This is a genomic window from Chromatiales bacterium 21-64-14 (assembly GCA_002255365.1).
In the GTDB taxonomy this organism is placed as follows: Bacteria; Pseudomonadota; Gammaproteobacteria; order 21-64-14; family 21-64-14; genus 21-64-14.
This window is the reverse complement of record NCBI01000004.1, coordinates 116,993-135,410: the sequence shown is the minus strand read 5'-3', so window position 1 is coordinate 135,410 and position 18,418 is coordinate 116,993. Positions and strand designations below refer to the sequence as shown.

The 18,418-nt window shown below is 67.3% G+C and carries 16 protein-coding genes and 1 tRNA gene; 2 read left to right on the top strand and 15 right to left on the bottom strand.

Going from position 1 to position 18,418, the window contains the following annotated elements; genetic code table 11:
- Positions 1-70: 70 nt before the first annotated feature.
- Both B7Z66_04145 and B7Z66_04140 read right to left on the bottom strand, forming a co-directional pair.
- Positions 71-817, bottom strand: coding sequence for a 23S rRNA (guanosine(2251)-2'-O)-methyltransferase RlmB (locus B7Z66_04145; protein OYV77587.1), 747 nt, complete (start codon positions 815-817; stop codon positions 71-73).
- A 69-nt stretch (positions 818-886) separates the two neighbouring features.
- The gene (locus tag B7Z66_04140; protein ID OYV77586.1) at positions 887-3,199 is read right to left on the bottom strand and encodes a ribonuclease R; all 2,313 of its coding nucleotides are present in this window, start codon (positions 3,197-3,199) and stop codon (positions 887-889) included.
- 171 nt (positions 3,200-3,370) lie between these two features.
- Between B7Z66_04140 and B7Z66_04135 the strand changes: the two genes are divergently transcribed.
- Positions 3,371-3,457, top strand: a tRNA-Leu gene (locus tag B7Z66_04135).
- Positions 3,458-3,513: 56 nt separating this feature from the next.
- Here the strand turns inward: B7Z66_04135 and B7Z66_04130 are convergent.
- The 12 genes from B7Z66_04130 to B7Z66_04075 all read right to left on the bottom strand — a co-directional run bounded on the left by B7Z66_04130 (position 3,514) and on the right by B7Z66_04075 (position 16,593).
- Complete coding sequence (locus B7Z66_04130; protein ID OYV77585.1) at positions 3,514-4,806, bottom strand: adenylosuccinate synthase; 1,293 nt, start codon at positions 4,804-4,806, stop codon at positions 3,514-3,516.
- A 121-nt stretch (positions 4,807-4,927) separates the two neighbouring features.
- The gene (locus tag B7Z66_04125; protein OYV77584.1) at positions 4,928-6,121 is read right to left on the bottom strand and encodes an ATP phosphoribosyltransferase regulatory subunit; all 1,194 of its coding nucleotides are present in this window, start codon (positions 6,119-6,121) and stop codon (positions 4,928-4,930) included.
- Positions 6,122-6,156: 35 nt separating this feature from the next.
- Complete coding sequence (locus B7Z66_04120) at positions 6,157-6,342, bottom strand: hypothetical protein (protein ID OYV77583.1); 186 nt, start codon at positions 6,340-6,342, stop codon at positions 6,157-6,159.
- 61 nt (positions 6,343-6,403) lie between these two features.
- On the bottom strand, positions 6,404-7,279 hold the full coding sequence (locus tag B7Z66_04115; protein OYV77582.1) for an HflC protein: 876 nt from the start codon (positions 7,277-7,279) through the stop codon (positions 6,404-6,406).
- Positions 7,276-8,484 (bottom strand): HflK protein, encoded by a 1,209-nt coding sequence (locus tag B7Z66_04110; protein OYV77581.1) that lies wholly within the window; start codon positions 8,482-8,484, stop codon positions 7,276-7,278. Before B7Z66_04110 ends, B7Z66_04115 begins: the two co-directional genes overlap by 4 nt.
- A 74-nt stretch (positions 8,485-8,558) precedes the next feature.
- Positions 8,559-9,872, bottom strand: coding sequence for a GTPase HflX (locus B7Z66_04105; protein ID OYV77647.1), 1,314 nt, complete (start codon positions 9,870-9,872; stop codon positions 8,559-8,561).
- Positions 9,873-9,907: 35 nt separating this feature from the next.
- The gene (locus B7Z66_04100; protein ID OYV77580.1) at positions 9,908-10,168 is read right to left on the bottom strand and encodes an RNA chaperone Hfq; all 261 of its coding nucleotides are present in this window, start codon (positions 10,166-10,168) and stop codon (positions 9,908-9,910) included.
- 97 nt (positions 10,169-10,265) lie between these two features.
- On the bottom strand, positions 10,266-11,207 hold the full coding sequence (locus B7Z66_04095) for a tRNA (adenosine(37)-N6)-dimethylallyltransferase MiaA (protein OYV77579.1): 942 nt from the start codon (positions 11,205-11,207) through the stop codon (positions 10,266-10,268).
- A gap of 89 nt (positions 11,208-11,296) precedes the next feature.
- Complete coding sequence (mutL, locus tag B7Z66_04090) at positions 11,297-13,072, bottom strand: DNA mismatch repair protein MutL (GenBank protein ID OYV77578.1); 1,776 nt, start codon at positions 13,070-13,072, stop codon at positions 11,297-11,299.
- Between the two features lie 140 nt (positions 13,073-13,212).
- Positions 13,213-14,508, bottom strand: coding sequence for an N-acetylmuramoyl-L-alanine amidase (locus tag B7Z66_04085; protein ID OYV77577.1), 1,296 nt, complete (start codon positions 14,506-14,508; stop codon positions 13,213-13,215).
- Between the two features lie 133 nt (positions 14,509-14,641).
- Positions 14,642-15,094: a tRNA (adenosine(37)-N6)-threonylcarbamoyltransferase complex ATPase subunit type 1 TsaE gene (locus tag B7Z66_04080; protein OYV77576.1), complete on the bottom strand. Its 453-nt coding sequence runs from the start codon at positions 15,092-15,094 to the stop codon at positions 14,642-14,644.
- The gene (locus B7Z66_04075; GenBank protein ID OYV77575.1) at positions 15,082-16,593 is read right to left on the bottom strand and encodes a bifunctional ADP-dependent NAD(P)H-hydrate dehydratase/NAD(P)H-hydrate epimerase; all 1,512 of its coding nucleotides are present in this window, start codon (positions 16,591-16,593) and stop codon (positions 15,082-15,084) included. The genes B7Z66_04080 and B7Z66_04075 overlap by 13 nt, the downstream gene beginning before the upstream one ends.
- On the opposite strand from B7Z66_04075, the gene B7Z66_04070 reads away from it, so the two are divergent.
- The gene (locus B7Z66_04070; GenBank protein OYV77574.1) at positions 16,592-17,821 is read left to right on the top strand and encodes a tRNA epoxyqueuosine(34) reductase QueG; all 1,230 of its coding nucleotides are present in this window, start codon (positions 16,592-16,594) and stop codon (positions 17,819-17,821) included. The genes B7Z66_04075 and B7Z66_04070 overlap by 2 nt on opposite strands.
- A gap of 2 nt (positions 17,822-17,823) precedes the next feature.
- On the opposite strand, the gene B7Z66_04065 is transcribed toward B7Z66_04070, so the two are convergent.
- The gene (locus B7Z66_04065) at positions 17,824-18,357 is read right to left on the bottom strand and encodes a hypothetical protein (protein ID OYV77573.1); all 534 of its coding nucleotides are present in this window, start codon (positions 18,355-18,357) and stop codon (positions 17,824-17,826) included.
- Between the last annotated feature and the right edge of the window lie 61 nt (positions 18,358-18,418).

Below are 18,418 nucleotides of genomic sequence, written 5' to 3'. Positions count from 1 at the left end.
GTGCTCACACAATTAAGGGTCGCTATTCTACTGGAGGGGCGGGGGCGGCGCAATCGGGCCGCGGCGGCCACTACCGGCCGCGGCGCTGACGCTGCGCCTCGAACAGCAGCACGCCGGCCGCGACCGCTACGTTCAGGCTCTCCACCCGCCCCGCCATGGGCAAATGGACCAGCAGGTCGCAGCCCTCTCGGGTCAGGCGCCGCAATCCCTTCTCCTCTCCCCCGAGAACCAGGGCCAGGGGACCGCGCAGGTCGGCCTGATACACCGTGGCCGGCGCCTCTGGAGCGGCCCCCACCAAGCGGACCCCCGCGTCCCGGAGCGTGCGCAGGGTGCGGGCCAGGTTGGTCACCTGCAACAGCGGGATCACCTCGGCGGCGCCGCTGGCGACCTTGCGCACGGTGGACGTGATCCCCACGGCGCGATCCCGGGGCAGGATGACCCCCTGAACGCCCGCTGCCTCTGCAGTGCGCAGGCACGCTCCCAGGTTGTGGGGATCCTGCACGCCGTCCAACACCAGCAGAAACAAGTCCGCGCCAGCCGCCGCCAGCAGGGAATCCAGGTCCACCGTCTGGACCGCGGGCGGCGTACGGCAGCGCGCCACGACCCCCTGGTGACGGCCACCGCCGCAGCGCTCGTCCAAGGCCGCGCGGGGGGCGCGGTGGATCACCACGCCGGCGGCCTCCGCCCGGCCCATCAACCCTGCGATCCGGGCATCGCGCCGGCCCAGTTGCACCCACAGGACCTCCACGTGGTCGGCGCCCTCAGAGAGGGCCGCGCGCACCGCGTGATACCCGAAGACCCAGTGCTCGGAAGCCACGGCTTGGAACCCGCTCTCAACGCGCAGCCGGGACCCGGCCCTGCGCGGAGATGAACACAGGCTCCCGGATCACGAACGCCGCCGCTTGCGCTTTGGATGACGGGTAGCGCCGCGCTCCCGGTCCCCGGTGGCCGCGCCTTGCGCACCGTCCTTGGCGCCGCCTTTGCCGCCACGCCGGGCCCCGCGGCGCGGCGCGGCGGTACCGCCCGCGGGCTGCGCGAGTTCAAAGTCGATCTTGCGTTCGTCCAGATCCACCCGTACCACCTTGACGTGGATCCGGTCCGCGAGCCGGTACGCCTGGGCGGTGCGCTCGCCGGTCAGACGGTGATGCACCGGATCGAAGTGGAAATAATCGGCGCCGAGCGCGGTAATATGCACCAGGCCCTCCACATGGATCCCGTCCAACTCCACGAACACCCCGAACCCCGTCACCCCGGTGATGGTCCCTTCAAAGGCCTGTCCGACCTTGTCCATCATGTATTCGCACTTCAGCCAGGTGACCGCGTCGCGGGTGGCCTCGTCGGCGCGCCGCTCGGTGGTGGAACAATGGCCCCCCAACGCCACCATGTCGGCATGGGTATAGTCAAACTCCTGCGGTTCTGCGCCGGCCAGCCGATGGCGGATCGCACGGTGGACCAGCAGGTCCGGATAGCGGCGGATCGGCGACGTAAAATGGGCATAGCCATCCAGCGCAAGGCCGAAATGCCCGACGTTTTCCGGGCTGTAGACCGCCTGGGACAGGGAGCGCAACAGCACCGTCTGAATCAGATGCGCGTCGGGACGTCCCTGCACCTTTGTCACCAGTTCCGCAAAATGGTGCGCCTCGGGACGCGCCCCGCCGCCCAGGCGCAGGCCGAGTTCAGCCAAAAACGCCCGCAGATCCTCGAGCTTGTCGGCACTGGGCCCCTCGTGCACCCGGTACAGGGCGACCATGCGCTGTTTTTCCAGGAAGCGCGCCGCCGCCACATTGGCGGAGATCATGCATTCCTCAATGAGCCGGTGGGCATCGTTGCGTACCACCGGCACGATACGTTCGATGCGCCGGTCCGGCCCGTATTCAATGCGTGTCTCGGTGGTTTCGAAGTCGATGGCACCGCGGGTTTCGCGCGCCTGACGCAGTGCCTGATACAGTGCGTAGAGTTCCTCCAGATGCGGCACCAGAGCGGCGTGGCGCTTGCGCAGGTCCGCATCGCCCTCCACCAACATCGCGGCCACCGCCTCGTAGGTCAGGCGCGCGTGGGAGCGCATCAACCCCTCGAAGAACCGCGAGCGCGTGACCTTGCCCTCGGTATCCACCTGGAGTTCACACACCATGCACAGCCGGTCCCGGTCGGGATTCAGGGAACACAGTCCGTTGGACAGTTGCTCCGGCAGCATCGGGATCACACGGTCCGGGAAATATACGGAGGTACCGCGCCGCCGCGCCTCCACGTCCAATGCGCTGCCGGGGCGCACGTACCAGGAGACGTCCGCGATGGCCACCAGTACACGCCAGCTGCGCCCGCGCCGTTCGCAGTAGACCGCATCGTCAAAATCGCGCGCATCGGCTCCGTCGATGGTTACCAGCGGCAGATCGCGCAGGTCCTCGCGTCCCTGCCGCGCCTCATCCGGCACCTGATCACCGAAGCGCGCCGCCTCCGCCAGCACCTCGGACGGCCAGTCCGCAGGAATGTCGTGGGCGTGGATGGCCATGTCCACTTCCATCCCCGGCGCCATGTGGTCGCCGAGGATCTCCGCCACCGCACCGATGGGCTGGGTACGCAGGGTCGGCTGCTCCATAATGCGCACCACCACGATCTGGCCGTGAATCGCGTCGCCCTGATGGTCCGGCGGGACCACGATGTGCTGGTGGATGCGCTTGTTGTCCGGCACCACGAAGCCGAGCCCCGACTCGCGGAAGAAGCGACCCACCACCGTTTCGGTGTTGCGCTCCAACACCTCCACCAGGGCGGCGACCCGCCGGCCGCGGCGGTCCACCTCCACGACCCGCATCACCGCGCGGTCCCCGTGCAACAGGGCGCGCATGTCGCGGGCCGGCACATAGAGATCCTCGCCACCGTCGTCCGGCACCAGGAACCCGAATCCATCGGGATGGGCAATCACCCGTCCACTGACCAGGTCGGCCTGATTCACCAGCAGGTAGTGTCTGCTGCGATTGCGGATCACCTGACCGTCACGCTCCATGGCACCCAAGCGCCGGCGCAAGGCCTCTCCGTCGCGCTCGTCCGTCAGCCCGAGTCCCTCGGCGAGTTCCTCCAAGCGCAGCGGCGCGGCCCGTTCGGCCATGTAGCTCAGGATGAACTCGCGGCTCGGGATCGGATGCTCGTACTTGTAGGCCTCGCGTTCCGCGAATGGATCCTGGCTTCGGCGGCGGCTAGCCATCCATGCTCCTTAATGGTTGAAAATCAGTTAAATGGTCCCGTTCATCGGGGCCGGTCCGGGATGCCCCCAGCATCTGGGGGTGGTTCATTGACAAGGATTTGCAGTCCCGGTAAAGTCCGCCTCTCGCAGCGGTGCCGCCCGGTTTCCCGATCACGGAACGGCACCGGTCCTGCCGAGGTGGCGAAATTGGTAGACGCGCTAGCTTCAGGTGCTAGTGGGGGCAACCCCGTGGAGGTTCAAGTCCTCTCCTCGGCACCATCCTTCTCGCAACAGTACTGAACGATCCTCCGTCCCCGCACTCACCGCCACCCGGATCACGCGAACGGGTGGCGCAGGATAATGGTCTCGCTGCGTTCCGGCCCGGTGGAGATGATGTCCACGGGCGTCTGCACGACTTCCTCGATGCGTTTCAGGTAGGCGCGCGCGTTGGCCGGCAGCCCGTCGTAGTGTTTAACCCCGACGGTCGATTCCTTCCAGCCCGGCACCTCCTCATAGATCGGCGTGCAATCGGCGAATGCCTCTGCGCCCACCGGCGGCGTGGCCCGGTCCGCGCCGCCGCATCGGTACCCCACACACAGGCGGATGGTATCCAACCCGTCCAACACATCCAGCTTGGTTATGCACAAACCCGATACGCTGTTGATCTGGATCGAACGGCGCAGCGCCACGGCATCGAACCAGCCGCAGCGGCGCGGTCGCCCGGTGGTCGCGCCAAATTCATGTCCGCGCCGCGCCAAGTGCTCGCCCATGGCGTCCATGAGCTCGGTGGGAAATGGGCCAGCACCGACCCGGGTCGTATACGCCTTGGTTATACCCAGAATATAGTCGAAATACCGCGGTCCGACACCGCTGCCGGTAGCCGCACCCCCCGCGGTAGTGTTGGAGGAGGTCACGAACGGATAGGTACCGTGGTCGATGTCCAGCAGGGTGCCCTGGGCGCCCTCGAAGAGCACCGACTCGCCACGCGCCTGGTAGCCGTAGAGGAGTTCGGGTACATCTGCCACCATGGGCCGGATCCGCTCCGCCAGTTCCAGGGTACCCTCCAGCACCTGCTGGAAATCCACCGGCTCGGTCTTGTAATAGTGCTGCAGCGCGAAATTGTGTGCATCCAGCACCTCGCCGAGCTTCGCGGCGAAGCGCTCACGGTGGAATATATCCCCCAGGCGCAGGGCGCGGCGCGCGACCTTGTCTTCATAAGCGGGGCCAATACCGCGACCGGTGGTACCAATGGCCGCCTTGCCGCGGGCGCGTTCCCGCGCATGGTCCAGGGCCACGTGGTAAGGCAGGATCAACGGACAGGCCTCGCTGATGCCCAGCCGTTCCTGCGCCGGAACGCCGTTGGCCTCCAGCATGTCGATCTCTTCCAGCAAGGCCTGAGGCGAAAGCACAACGCCGTTGCCGATCAGACACCGCACCCCCGCGCGCAGGATGCCGGAGGGGATCAGGTGCAGAACGGTTTTGTGTCCCTCGATCACCAGGGTGTGGCCGGCGTTGTGCCCACCCTGGAACCGCACCACGGCGGCGACCTGATCGGTGAGCAGGTCCACGACCTTGCCCTTGCCCTCGTCCCCCCACTGGGTGCCCACTACGACAACATTTCTACCCATGGTCCCCTTTCCCGGAATCCGATGAATCTCGTCGCCCCGCGCCGGTCGCGCCGGGACGGGATACTACGCCAAGAGCGGACGCGGGGCACCCCCCGCCGACGCCATTGGCGCTCCGAGCGGCTCAGCCGCCGCCGAGTTCCACGACCCAAACGCCGTCCCGCTTGACCAGCACCCGGTCACAACCCAGGTCCGCCGCTCCGCCGTGCTGTCCCGGCAGCGCGCCGATCACCCGCTCGCCCGCGGCGCGCAGTTCCCGCACCCGCGCCTGCAATCCCGGGGCGTCGCCCCAGGGCGCGAAGATGGCGCCCGGACCCTGCGGCTCCCCTGAAGTCTGGGCCATGGACATCAACTGCTGCAGATCAGCGCTGAAGCCGGTGGCCGCCCGCGCACGGCCGAACACCCGGCCGATGTCGTCATAACGCCCGCCGCGGGCCACCTCCTGGCCGCGGCCCGGGGTGAAGGCGGCGAATACCACCCCGGTCTGGTAGTGATAGCCACGCAACTCCGCCAGATCGAAGTACATGGGCAAATTGGGCCACCGGGTGCGCAGGGCGGTGGCAATGACGCGCAGTTCCCCGAGCGCCTCCAGGACGTCGGTACCGGCGCCGCGCAAGCCCTGCTCCGCCTCGGCGAGACACCCCTCGTCGCCGTTCCAACCGGCGAGGCCCGCGAGCATGCGCCGTTGTTCCGCGTCGATCCCGCAGCGCCCCAACTGCTCCCGGATTTCCGGCAGCGCCTTGCGCTGGAGCGCGTCGAACAAAGCAACCTCCTGTTCCGCGTCCAGCCCGGCCGCCCGGGCTAGGCCACGGAAGATGCCCACATGGCCAAGATCGACATGCACTTGGGACACGCCGGTGAGTTCCAGGGTCTCCAGCATCAGGCACAGGACCTCCACGTCGCTCTCGATCCCGGAGTGCCCGTAGAGCTCCACCCCGACCTGGAGCGGACTGCGCGGCCCACCCGGTTCCTCCGGCCGGGTGCGCAGCACCCGGTCCAGGTAGCACAGACGAGTGGGCGTATCCCGGTTCAGGCGATGGGCGTCGATGCGCGCCACCTGGGGCGTGATGTCCGCGCGCACGCCCATCAGCCGGCCGGTGAGCTGATCCGTCAACTTGAAGGTCTGGAGATCCAGATCGTTGCCGGTCCCGGTCAGCAGCGACTCCAGGTATTCGATCAGGGGCGGCATGACCCGCTCGTACCCCCAGCTCCGGTACAGATCCAGCAGCGCGCGGCTCAGCCGTTCCAGGCGTTCGGCCCAGGGCGGGAGCAATTCCTCGATGCCTTCCGGCAACAGCCAGCGGTCCTGGTCGGTCATGTGCTAGGGCCTGTTAACGCGATTGGACGGGTTGCTTACCGCACGAGGTACAGCAGCACTACACCCGACACCATGCTCACCAGAGCACCGATCCGCAGCACCCGGGCATCGAGCTGCGCTACCTGCAGCAAGGTCCGGCGCAGCGCTTCGGGATTGATGAAGGGCAGGATTCCTTCGATCACCAGCATCAGCGCGAACGCGGTGAGCAGATCATGCCACATGGATGGACCTCGAGGGCCACCGGGCACCAAAGCAAACCCGACACCGCAGCGAACCGGCGGGTCAGCGCTTGCCGCCGGCCTCGTTGAAGTAGCGGAACAGCTCGCCGTTGGGCTGCAGCACCAATAAATTATCCTTGTTCCCAAACACCTTCCGGTAGGTACGCAGGCTCCGGTAAAAGGCGTAAAACTCGGGATCCTGCTCGTAGGCCTTGGCATAGATCGCCGTGGCGGCCGCGTCACCGGCGCCGCGGGTCTCGTCGGCGTCCCGATTGGCCTCCGCCAGGATCACAGTGCGCTGACGATCGGCCTCGGCACGGATGCGTTCGGCCGCCTCCTGGCCACGGGAACGGAAGTCCCGGGCGACCCGTTCACGCTCGGCCTTCATGCGTTGGAACACCGACTGGCTGACTTCCTTGGGCAGATTGATCCGCTTGATACGTACGTCGACGATGGTGATCCCCAAGCCGGCGGCCTTCTCGTTGGCGAGCTGGGTCATGGCGCTCATGACCTGGGAACGCTCGCCCGATACCACGTCCTGGATGGTCCGCACGCCGAACTCGTCGCGCAACCCGTTCTTGATGATCTGATCCAGGCGTGCGGCAGCCTGCAATTCATCGCCACCAGTGGCCTTGTAGAACGTAGCCGGGTTACTGATCCGCCACATGACAAACGAGTCCACGATGACGTTCTTTTTCTCGCTGGTGAGCAGCCGCTCCGGCTGCGCATCGAGGGTCAGCAAACGTGCGTCGAATTTGCGCACCTTGTTGTAAAACGGGATCTTGAAGTGCAACCCCGGTTTGAGGTCGGTGCGCACAATCTCCCCGAGGCGGAACAACACCGCGCGTTGCCGCTGGTCCACGGTATATACGGAATTCATCGCCAGCACGACCAGCACCAGAACCAGGATCAGCCCAATGGCTTTCGACTGTCCCATCAGCGCACCTCCCGGCTACGAACATCGCGTCCGCGTGATTCGTCCGATGCCCCCTTTTTATGGGCGGATCCGTTGTCATCGGTACTAGAACCAGCGGCCGGCGGTGTCACGCTGGCGGCCCCAGGACGCGGAAGCCGGTCCAGGGGCAGATAAAACACGTTGTTGCCGCTCTTCACGTCCAACAATACCTTGGTGGAATTTCCGAGCACCGACTGCATAGTATCCAAATAGAGACGCTCGCGGGTCACCGCCGGGGCCTTGCGGTAAGCCTTCAGCATCTGCAGGAAGCGGCTGGCGCGCCCGGTCGCCTCTGCCACCACGCTTGCCTTGTACCCCTCGGCGTCCTGACGGCGTCGCGCCGCCTCGCCGCGTGCCACCGGAATGATCCCGTTGGCGTAGGCCTCCGCCTCGTTCTTGTAGCGCTGCTCGTCCTCGCGCGCCTTGATCGCGTCGTCAAACGCGGATTTCACCTGGTCCGGCGGCTGCGCATAGGGCATGTTCACACTGGTGACCTCCAGCCCCGTGCCGTAGTGGTCCAGGATGCGCTGAATCAGGGTCTCGGTCTTCGCCACCACTTGGCTGCGTCCAGTGGTGATCACAAAGTCCATGGTGCTCCTGCCCACCGCTTCGCGCAGGGCACTCTCGGCGACTTGCTGCAGGACGACATCCGGATCGCGCACATTGAACAGATAGTCGCGTGCGTCCTTGACCCGGTACTGCACCTCCAACTCCACATCGACGATGTTCTCATCCTGGGTGAGCATCAGTGCCTTCTGGCCACCCAGTCCCGCGTCGCTCCCCCCCTCGCCCGCCCGCGAACCGAGCTGCGCGGTGCGAATACGCGCCACGTTGACCTTGTCGACCTGCTCGATGGGGTAGGGAATATGCCAGTGGGGACCCGGCATAGTGGTGGTCACATACTTGCCGAAACGTAGCACCACGCCGCGCTCCGCCTGGTCCACGATATAGATCCCGGACAGGGCCCACAGGGCGAGCAGTACCAGCAGCAGGAAACCAAAGCTGAACGAACTCCCGAGCCGCGTCGACGCACTCCCACCGCCACTGCTCCCGCCGCCAGAACGCCGGCCACCGAACAGGGCGCCGAGACGCCGCTGCAGCTTGCGGATCACTTCGTCGAGGTCGGGGGGGCCATGATCGCCACGATTGCCCCAGGGATCCTTGCCGCCGCCGGGCTCATTCCACGCCATGGGTCACTCCAAGGTCAATCCGCGTCCGGGGATAGGGCGATGCCGTCAGGAACGGTCAACGGGAAAGGGGCATTTTAGGAGGCAAGTGCCGCGCCCGCAAGGAATTCGGGTCCCGGGAGCAATTTGCCGGCGATTTCATCCTCACCGCGCAGCGCGGCCAGTTCCCGCAGCGGCAGCCGAATCTCCAGGAGCCAGGCCCCGTCGGACCCGATCCGCTCGCTGCGCACGGCGCCGAGGGCGTAGAGGCGGGCCCGCAGGCGCCCGGCGTAGGACGGCAGACGCAGCGGACCCTCGAAGGAACGCCGGTGGAGATGCTCGGCGATCGCCCCGCGCAACAGGTCCAGCCCGGCGCCGGTTACCGCCGAGAGCCAGACGCGCCGCACCCGTCCTTCGGCATCACGCTCCAAACGTGGCGCTGCCCCCCCCAGATCGATCTTGTTGTAGACCTCGATCTGGGGCAACTCACCGGCACCGATCTCCTCCAGCACCCGGTTGACCTGTTCCACGCAGGAATCGCGCTCCTCGTGGCCGGCATCGATGACGTGGAGCAGCAGCGTGGCGTCGCGGGTCTCCTCCAGCGTGGACCGGAATGCCGCCACCAGGTCATGGGGAAGGTGGCGAATGAAACCGACGGTGTCCGCCAGTACCGCGGGCGCGCCCGCGGGAAGTTCCAAGCGCCGGAGGGTGGGGTCGAGGGTCGCGAACAATTGATCCGCTGCAAACACACCGGCCCCGGTCAGCCGATTGAACAAGGTGGATTTACCAGCGTTGGTATAGCCAACTAAAGAAACGGTCGGTACCTCGGCACGGAGGCGCGCCCGCCGGCCCTGGGCCCGCTGGCGCTGCAGCTTGTGCAGGCGCTGTCCGAGGGCCTTGATGCGGACACCGATCAGGCGGCGGTCAGTCTCCAGCTGCGTCTCGCCCGGACCGCGCAGCCCAATGCCACCCTTCTGCCGTTCCAAGTGAGTCCAACCCCGCACTAGCCGGGTGGACAAGTGCTGAAGCTGGGCCAGTTCCACCTGGAGCTTGCCTTCGAAGGAATGGGCGCGCTGCGCGAAGATATCCAGGATGAGCCCGGTCCGGTCCAGCACCCGGCACTTCAGCAGGGCCTCCAGATTGCGCTCCTGACTAGGGCTCAGTGCATGATTGAACAACACCACGTCCGCGCCGGTATCGCGCACGCAGCCGCGGATCTCTTCTGCCTTGCCGCTGCCCACAAAATAGCGGGGATCCGGCGCACTGCGGCTGGCCGTGATCACAGCCACCGTCCGCGCCCCAGCGGAGGCAGCCAATTCCTTGAACTCCTGGAGCTGCTCGCGATCCTGCTCGGCCCGCAGCTCCAGATGCACGAGCACGGCGGACTCGCCGCGCTGCGGCCGGTCAAACAACAGTCCCACCACTCCCGCTGACGTTCATTCGAACCTCAAGCGTTGCCAGGCTCCGGCGGGGCGTTGTCGTCAGCGTCAACGCTCGCGAACTTCACGTTGCGTGACGGCACCACCGTGGAGATGGCGTGTTTGTACACCATCTGGCTGACGCTATTCTTCAAAAGGACCACGAATTGGTCAAAAGACTCGATCTGCCCCTGAAGCTTGATCCCATTCACCAGATAAATGGACACGGGCACTCGACTCTTGCGCAAGGCATTGAGGAAAGGCTCTTGCAATGACTGCCCTCTAGCCATGTGGGTTCTCCTTTTATCGTTCTCTACATTCGTCAATTTCTGTCGCTCCCGTGGTCACGGAGACGTCCATAAAATTGTAGCATACCCGCGGGTTAGACTACCCCAGAATCTTTCTCTCACGTAACGCATTCAACAACTTGTCCAGCCGATCCGCAGACAGGCTGTCCACCACTACGGCGTCGTCCTGGCCCCGGAGCCAAGTGAGCTGACGCTTGGCGAGCTGGCGTGTGGCCACCACCGCGCGGCAGGTCATCTCGGCGTGAGTAAGCCGTCCTTCCAAGTATTCCCAGACCTGCCGGTAGCCGACCGCCCGCAAGGCGGGCCGATTCAAGTCCAGATCACCGCGCCGGCGCAACTGTTCCACTTCGTCCGTAAACCCCCCCCGCAACATGGCGTGAAAACGCGCATCGATGATCTGGTGCAACGCGCCGCGGTCGGAAGGCGCCAGCGCGACCTTGACCACGGGCAGACCCAGTATTGGAACCACGCGGCGCGCCTGGAGTTCCGTAAGGGGGGTGCCGGTGAGCGCATGCACCTCCAGGGCGCGCTGGATCCGTTGCGGGTCGTTAGGATGGATGCGGTGCGCCGCGCGTGGATCCACCTGTTCCAGCCGGCGGTGGAGTGCGCCCCAGCCGTGCTCCCGGGCCTGGCCCTCGATCCGGGCCCGGGTCGCCGGGTCCGCTGCGGGCAGTTCCGCCAATCCGAACTGGAGGGCGTGGAAATACAGCATGGTGCCCCCAACCAGAAGCGGGATACGGCCCGCGCGACGGATGGCGCGGATCTCGTGCGCAGCATCAAGGCAGAAGCGCCCGGCGGAGTAGGCCTGAGCCGGGTCCAGGATATCGATCAGCCGGTGCGGTACTATCCCCAGGATATCGGGGCCGGGCTTCGCGGTGCCGATGTCCATTCCCCGATACACCTGAGCCGAATCCACACTGATGATGTCGCAGGGCAGGCGGCGCGCCAGCTCCACCGCCAGGGCGGTCTTGCCGGTGGCGGTGGGCCCCATCAGAAACAGCACCGGGGGCGCGTCGGACAAAGCGGTGGGTAGGGACAAGGTTGGGTCTCGTGTACCAGGTGGCGATGACTATCGCGGGTATGGGCCGGTGCGCCCAGAACGGCCTCGGTTTACCGGCCGCGCAGGAATAATCGATCCAATTCCGCCAACGGCACTTCGACCCAAGTGGGTCGCCCGTGATTGCACTGCCCGGCACGCTCGGTGCGCTCCATGTCGCGCAGCAGGGCGTTCATTTCGGGGAGCGTAAGGCGCCGGTGGGCACGCACCGCGCCGTGGCAAGCCATGGTGGACAGCAGGGCATCCCGCAGCGCCTCGACCCGCCGGGTGGTCCCATGAACCGCGAGATCCGCGAGCACGTCCCCCACCAGGGCGGCGACGTCGGTATCCGCCAACAGCGCCGGTACCCCGCGCACCCGCACGGTCCCCGGTCCAAGACGGTCCAGTTCCAGCCCGAATCCGGCCAAGGCGTCCCGATGCGCCTCGGCCAGTTCCGCCTCCACCTCCCGGACCGACACCGTTACCGGTACCAGCAGCGGTTGCACCTGAGGGCCGGCCTCCTCGCAGTCCGTCTTCAACCGCTCGTAGGTGATGCGCTCGTGGGCCGCGTGCATGTCCACCAGCACCAAGCCGTGGGCGTTCTCGGCCAGCACATAGATCCCATGTAGTTGGGCGATGGCAAAGCCCAAGGGTGGGATGAGTTCCGGCGCGGGCGTAAGCGCAGACGCGGGCGCCGCCCGCGCCGGCGCGGCGGGATGCAGCGCGCCGTAGGTCTCCACCGCCTCCGCAACCGCCAGGGACATCGCGCCCTGGTGCGGCGTCCGGGACACCCAGTCCCCGCTACGCGGCGCACCGCCCAGGGCGGGCGCGGACGGCGGCGCATCCGCCGGACGCAAATCCGCCAGCGCCTTGTGCAGGCTGCGAAACAGGAAGTCATGGACCAGCCGCGCATCCCGGAACCGCACTTCCAGCTTGGTGGGGTGTGCATTGACGTCCACCAGCGCCGGATCCAGCTCCAGGTAGAGCACAAAGGCCGGGTGGCGCCCATGGTATAACACGTCGGTGTAGGCTTGGCGCACCGCGTGGGAGATCATCCGATCGCGCACCACGCGCCCATTGACAAAGAAATACTGCAAGTCGCCCTGCGCCCGGGAGAAGGTGGGCAGACCCATCCACCCCGAAAGCCCGAGGCCCGCCGCGCCGAAGTCCACGTGCACCGCGTGCTCAATGAAGCCCGCCCCGCACAGCTCGGCCACCCGCCGCTCCTGATCCGCACGCCCCACGGCGGCGTGCAACAAACGCTCGGGCTGCTGGTTGTGCCGCCACCGGAACGCCACATCGAAGCGGCTCAGTGCGATGCGCCGCACCACCTCATCCAGGTGTCCGGATTCAGTGCGTTCGGTGCGCAGGAATTTGCGCCGCGCCGGGACATTGAAGAACAGGTCCCGCACCTCCACGGTGGTGCCCACCGGATGGGGCGCCGGCGCGGGTTCGGACTGCAGCTCCCGTCCATCGCCGCACAAGGCGTAGCCGAGTTCCGAGTCCGCCACCCGGGAAGTGATCAACAGGCGCGCGACCGACGCAATGCTCGGTAGCGCCTCGCCGCGGAAGCCGAGGCTGGCCACCCGCTCCAGGTCCTCCAGGGTGGCGATCTTGCTGGTGGCGTGGCGGGCCAGGGCCAGCGCCAAGTCCTCGCGCCCGATCCCGGTCCCGTCGTCCCGCACCCGAAGCAGGCGCACCCCACCCGCTTCCACATCCAGGTGGATGTGCCGCGCGCCGGCATCGAGGCTGTTCTCGAGCAACTCCTTCACCACCGACGCGGGGCGTTCGATCACCTCGCCGGCGGCGATCTGGTTCACCAGTTGGGGTGGCAGGTGGTGTATGCGCATGGGACGCCCGGCTGGCGGATCCGGTCGCGGCCGGAGACCGGCGCCCGGGGCGGGCGCGGCCGGTTCCATTCTGCCACCGAACGGCGCCTCCCGCACCCGCCGGGGCGCCGGATGCGCGTCCAAGGGCCGGCGAGGACCGGCTAGCCGTCGCCCCCGATGGGGATGCGCAACACCTCGCCCACCTGAACCTGGTCGTTGTTCAACCCGTTGGCCACGCGCAGCCGCTGGATCGTGACCTGATAGCGTTGCGCGATGACCGATAGGGTCTCCCCCGGCGTGATCACGTGCTCCCGATTGGCGAAGCGGGTCCCGCTCGGCGCACGCTGAACAAAGTAGCGGCGGATCCCGTGCAGCACTGCCCGCGCGATACGCATCTGGTAGCGCGGGCTACGCAGCTCGCGCTCTTCGCGCGGATTGGAGATGAAGGCAGTCTCCACCAACATAGAGGGCACGTCCGGGGACTTGAGCACCATGAACCCCGCCTGCTCCACCCGCCGGCGATGCACGCGACCCACTTGTTCCAATTGTCCCAACACGTCGCGCGCCGCCTGCATACTCGCCTCCAGGGTGGCGCTCTGCGACAGATCGAGCAGCACCGAGGCCAGCATATGGCCCTTGTCCTCGAGATCCACGCCTCCCACCCGGTCCGACGCGTTCTCGCTGCGCGCCAACCAGCGCGCCGCCTCGCTGCTGGCCCCCCGTTGCGACAGGATATATACCGAAGCGCCGCGCGCCTGACGATTGCGATAGGCGTCGGCGTGCAGGGAAATGAACAGGTCCGCCTTGGCACGACGTGCCATATCCATGCGCTCGCGCAATCCGATGTAATAATCGCCAGTGCGGGTCATCACCGCGCGCATACCGGGCTGGCGATCGATGAGCGCGGCGAGCTTGCGGGCGATGGCCAGGGTGACGTTCTTCTCCTCGGTGCCACCGGGACCGCGTGCCCCCGGGTCCTCACCGCCATGACCCGCATCCACCGCGACGATCACGTCGCGCGGCGCACCACCGCGCTTCGGCGCCGTGATCACCGCGCGCGCCGGCCGTGCGGGCCCGTTGTAGAGATCCACCACCAGGCGGTAGCCGTAGGGAGGGCTTGGAGATAGCAGGAAACTGCGCGGGCGGACTGCGGACTTTACTTCCAGCACCACCCGCAGGTCGGTACCGTGGCGCGGCGCGCTGCGCACCCGGGTGACGACGCCTTCCGGCGCCCTGGGAGACGCGAATCCAGGCGCGCGCCGCGCGTTCTTGAGATCCAGTACCACGCGATCGGGGTGCTTCAGCGTGAACAGACTGTGGTCTACCGGTCCGCTGACCGGAAATACCACCCGGGTATGGTCTGGCGCCGCCCATAGGCGCGCACCCGCAACCGACACGCCTCCAGCGAATGCGGGAGGCGTCAGCACGATGCTCAGGGCTGCTGCAATCCAACGCATGTGGGAACACCCGGCCAACGGCCTACTAATGTAGCCGCATCCGCCGGATAATTTCAAGTTTTTTTATTTATATCGTTAGGATACGAGCTTTATCTACGCGATAACCTTAGAAACAACCTCGAACCTATGGCCGTCACTGGCACAGATGATCGAGGACCCCTTGACCCGCGGGGCTCTGGGCCGTGACGGTGACCTGGCGTCCCGGCGACCGGTAGGCCAGATGCAGGGTCAGGTCGCCGGCGGGCAGGGCCGCTCCCGCCCGCTCCGGCCACTCCACCAGGCACACCGCCTCCCCATCCAGCAGGTCTCGAAGCCCCAGGAATTCCAGCTCCTCCGGATCCGCCACGCGATAGAGATCCAGGTGATACACACGGTGCCTGCCGATCTCGTAGGGCTCCACCAGGGTATAGGTGGGACTGCGCACCGGCCCAGCGTGGCCCAGGGCCGCCAGAAAGCCACGCGTCAGCGTGGTCTTGCCGGTGCCGAGTTCCCCAGTGAGCCGGATCAGCAGTCCGGGACCGCAGGCCACCGCCAGGGCCGCGCCCAGCGCACCCATGGCCTCCGGCGTGGCGATCACGCGCTCCATGGAAACGCGTCCGGGTTGGCAAGACGGTGCAGTTCCGGCAAGAGATCGGTAGCCATGAGCCCGCGCTCGCCGCGCGCCCGGGCCGCCGCGTCCCCCGCAGTGCCGTGCAGAAACACACCCAGCTCCGCGGCGTCAGCCGGACCGATCCCTTGCGCGCGCAGGCCCGCGATCACGCCGGTGAGCATGTCGCCCATCCCGCCACTGGCCATCCCCGGATTGCCCACCTCCGCCACCCGGGACGCGTCATCACCACTGCCGTGGATCAAGGTGCCTGCGCCCTTGAGCACCACCACCCCGCCGTAGCGCCCAGTGATGGCCTGCGCCGCCGCATACCGGTCGTTCTGCACCTGCGCTGTCGGGGTCCCCAATAGCCGCGCCGCCTCCCCGGGGTGGGGCGTGAGCACCCAGTCCGCGCGCGTCGCCGGTTCCTCTGCCAGCCGGTTCAGCGCGTCCGCGTCCACCACCAGGGGAACGGCGGATTCCAACACCGCGGCCAACAGCTCCGCGCCCCAGGGACCACGGCCCAGGCCGGGGCCGATGGCCACCACCGTGGCGCCACGCAACAGCGGCGCAAGTTGTCCACGGCCCTCAATCCCGTGCACCATCAACTCCGGGTACCGGGCGCCGAGGGCCACGGCGTGCTCCGGACGGGTCGCCACGCTGACCAGACCCGCGCCCACCCGCGCCGCGGCCATCGCGGCCATGCACGCGGCGCCGGCCATCCCTTGATCACCGCCCACGATCAGCACCTGGCCGAAACGCCCCTTGTGGGCGGCGCGCCCGCGCCGGGGCAACCGCCGCGCCAACGCGGCCGGGTCCAGACGCAGGGCGCAGGGTGCCACCTGACGATAGGCATCCGCGGGGATCCCCAGTCCGTCGAAGTGCAGTGCCCCGCAGTACTCCGGACCCGCGCCGGTATAAAGCCCCGCCTTGCGCCCGATGAAGGTCACCGTGGCGGCGGCGCGCACCGCAACCCCCAGGGGCGCGCCGGTATCGGCGTGCAGGCCCGAAGGAATGTCTACCGCCACCACCGGTACCCCCGCCCCATTGATGGCCTCCACCGCGGCACGCCATTCCCCCTGCACCTCGCGCTCCAGGCCGGTGCCGAAAACGGCATCGACGATCAGATCCACCCCTCCCAGCGCTTGGGCCTCGAACCGGTGCAGGGTGCCGTTCGCGGACTGGTAGTCGCGCCGCGCGGTGGCCGCGTCGCCCTGAATCCGGGCCGGGTCCGCCCGCTCCAGGACCTGCACGTCCCAGCCCGCTTGGCATGCGCACCGCGCCACCACGTAGCCGTCCCCGCCGTTGTTGCCGGCGCCACACACTACCGCCAGACGCCGCGCCTGGGGCCAGCGCCCCCGGAGCACGGCGAACACCGCCTCCCCGGCCCGCGTCATCAGCGTATAACCGGCGATGCCGTGCTCCTGAATGGCGATGCGGTCCAGTTCCCGCACCTGGGCGGCGCGGTACAGGCATCGGTCGGGATCAAAGGTCTCCATGGCCTACCTGCGCAGATTATGGATCGCGAAACGCAGTGGCAACCGAGCCCGGCGGCTTGGGTTCCCACGCCCCGGCGTCGCGTCCACAATAGGGGCCGCAACGCATACCACTCTGGAACATAGCGTGAACCCCCCAACGAAATCCATCACTGCTCGTGTACCACCCGCGAACCTGGACCCCGCCGCCCTCGTCGCGGACATCCGGCGGTGGGGACGGGAGCTGGGATTCGAGGCCGTCGGCATCACCAACACCGACCTCGCCGCGGCGGAGACACGGCTGTTGAACTGGCTCGCCCAGGAGCGCCACGGCGAGATGGGCTACATGGCGCGCCACGGCGTGCGGCGCAGCCGCCCCGGGGACCTGTTGCCGGGGACCCTGCGGGTGATCTCCGCGCGTATGGCGTACTGGCCACCCGCGGGCGCCGATCCGGAAGCGGTACTGGCGGACCCCACGCGCGGCTATGTGTCGCGCTACGCCCTGGGGCGTGACTACCACAAGGTGCTGCGCCGGCGCCTGCAACTCCTGGCGGAGCGCATCGCCGTGGTCACCGGTCCATTCGGATACCGGGCGTTCGTGGACAGCGCGCCGGTGCTGGAGAAGGCCCTGGCCGAGAAGGCGGGGCTGGGCTGGATCGGCAAACACACCAACCTGCTCGCCACCCACACCGGATCCTGGTTCTTCCTGGGGGAACTGTACACCGACCTGCCGCTGCCGGTGGACACCCCCGCCACCGCGCACTGCGGCACCTGCCAGGCGTGCATCGACGCCTGTCCCACTGGGGCCATCGTCGCCCCCTATCAACTCGACGCGCGGCGCTGCATCGCCTATCTCACCATCGAGTTGCACGGTGCGATACCGGTGGAACTGCGCGCACCGATCGGCAACCGCATCTACGGCTGCGACGACTGCCAACTGGTGTGCCCGTGGAACCGCTATGCGCGCCCGACCCCGGAGACCGATTTTCTGCCGCGCCACGGTCTCGACGCCGCCGGCCTCACCGCGCTGTTCGCCTGGACTGAGGCCGAGTTCCTGGAGCGCACCGAGGGCAGCCCGATTCGGCGCATCGGCCACGAGCGCTGGCTACGCAACGTGGCCGTCGCCCTGGGCAACGCCCCCGGCACCCCGGAAGTGGTGGCGGCCCTCGGCGCCCGTGCCGATCATCCTTCCGCACTGGTGCGCGAGCACGTGGCCTGGGCGCTGGACCGCCACCGGGTAGCGCGGGACTGAACTCAGAAGTCGCGGTCGATCTTAAAGGTGTTGAAGATCACATCCACCGCCAGGTTGCGGGCCCCGTGCGCGACCGCGTCGAAGATCTCGCCGTCGCGCCAACCCAGCGCGCGCACGCGATCCAGATCGGCGGCCTGCACCTCGAGCGGCGTATGGACCGCCTTCAGCACCAGGTTCAGCATCGCGCGGTCCTTCTCCTCCAACGGCGCATTGGCAGGATCGCGCTTCACCGCGGCGATCTGATCCGCGCTCAGCCCGCAGACCTCCATCAGCATCGCGGCGTTGAATCCGACGCAATACTCGCAGCGGTTTTCCTGCGAGACCAGCATCCGGATCATGGCCAGCAGCGGGAAACCGAGGGTCGGGTGGTTGCGGTAGTACTGGATCGACTCCCATTGCTGCTCGAGGAGCGTCGGGCTGGCGCTGAACACCGCCATGGCGTTGGGCACCCGCCCGAAGGCCTTTTCGATCTGGGCGTAGGTGGCCCGCACCCGGGCCGAGGGAGACTTGGAATCTTCGGTTTGGATCAGACTCATGGCACGACTCCTTCGATGTACGTGGATAAGACGAAAATCGCCTGGTTACATACCAACTTCC